Origin of the sequence: Bartonella sp. MM73XJBT (assembly GCF_028618465.1) — a bacterium.
Taxonomy (GTDB): Bacteria; Pseudomonadota; Alphaproteobacteria; order Rhizobiales; family Rhizobiaceae; genus Bartonella.
In genome coordinates, this window is the sequence record NZ_JAQISY010000096.1 from 1 (window position 1) to 1,791 (window position 1,791).

General features: G+C 29.5%; 1 pseudogene. It reads left to right on the forward strand.

Features of this window, described 5'->3' with window-relative positions:
* Positions 1 to 1,433: 1,433 nt before the first annotated feature.
* Positions 1,434 to 1,791, forward strand: a pseudogene (locus tag PVV69_RS09765) (hypothetical protein); the annotation flags it as partial.

Here is a 1,791-nt window from a genome sequence, read left to right on the forward strand (position 1 = left end):
ATCATTTGCACTTTTAAACACTGTCATTTGGATTGCCTTTAAAAGATTACACCATAATCTCAAATGATAGCTTTATCGTTTTTAAAAGCCTTGTTTAAAGAAAGTTATGTATATTCATTTTCTTATATTACTTATAGGTTTTGAAGGTTTCTCAAACCCTCAAAATACCTTCAAAAATATACTATGGGTTGAATTTAAGGTTGTGTTGTCGATATAGGTTGTATTATTAAAATAATAACATATTGAAATATAACAACTTTTATTTTTTTGATTGAAAAAAATATATAAGGGGGCGTAAAAGGAACCCTCAAAACCTTCAAAACTCATAACCATAAGAGCCTTGATAGCATTTCTTATGATGATAGCCCCTTTCTTTTGAAAGGCTTTAAGAGATCACATGCTTCTTTCATAAAGCACGTTTTAATCACTCACTAAAATGATCACTTTTGTCAGTTCAATTTACAGACACAAACTGACAAATATACATTTACAGTTGTATTTATTTGTTATGGCTTTTTTAATAAGTTGTATTTTGAAAAAGAGATAAAACTTAACATATTGAAATATAATGTTTTTAATTTTCTCTCATTTGAAAAAAATAATAGAGGATCTAGAAACAACTGACAAGATTGACAAAAGTCTATTAAAAGCGATTTTGCTAATCTCTATAGTTATCAATCTCTCTTTAGATGTTTTCATAACAAGCTACAAATCGCAATTATCCTATTTATCGTTTCTCTTATGAAAATAAAAAATAATGCCATGGCTATAAGAGCTATAAGAATATAACAGCTATAGAGAATATATAAAAACAGCAGGCTTTCATAATTACAACGCAAATGAAAGCATTGGCTACAAAGATAGTCCCTATAAAAGCTATTAAGTTGCAAATGTGTTATAAAAGAAATTAACAGAAATCTTTAAAAACCATTTAGTGAAAAATAGATACATCATAAAACTAAAAATACGCATCATGAGAGCGCTTCTCAATATTATAAATGTATAGATTCAGAAAATAACGCAATCGTTTTATAACGCCTATAATATAGCTTTAAAAGCATATAATACAAAAGAAGCAATTAATAAGCATATGACAAATATATACACATAATGCATTTAAAAAATACAAAAAAAATATCAAAAAAGATAAAATATTAATTGACAATAAATACGTATTTTGTTATATAAATAATCAAGTGATCAAAACACTTGCGAATAGCGGATAGGTTACGAAACAGCCTTTCCCATGCCTTGTAAAATACTGATTGTCTTTTATGCTTTAACAAGCATATAATGATTTATATCGGGTGTAGTTACGCCATACAATACCCTTTTATGGGGAAAGCGTAACAACGGACTATTCGCCGTGTTTTGAGCACCCGATGCCCTTATAGGGTGTCAATTTCAAAACAATTTAACGAATAGGTGTAAAAATGAATTCTATTGTTAATACAGAAAAAAGATCTCCAAAATACGAATTTATTGATGATTGTGAATATATCGATGGTCATTTCTTAACTCGCATTAGAGCCTTAAGAGATTTTGGAGATGTCAAAAAAGGCGATTTAGGTGGCTATATTGAAAATGAAGATAACCTCTCGCATGAGGGCAATTGCTGGGTGTATAATAAAGCCCGTGTCTTTCAAAATGCACGCGTCTTCGGAAATGCTAAAGTAAAAAGCTTTTTTGTAGACGTTTATGGCAATGCACAAATTTATGGAAATGCTATTTTTGAAGGAATGACATTAAAAGACAATGCAAAGCTTTCTGGCAATGCACATGCTAGCAACG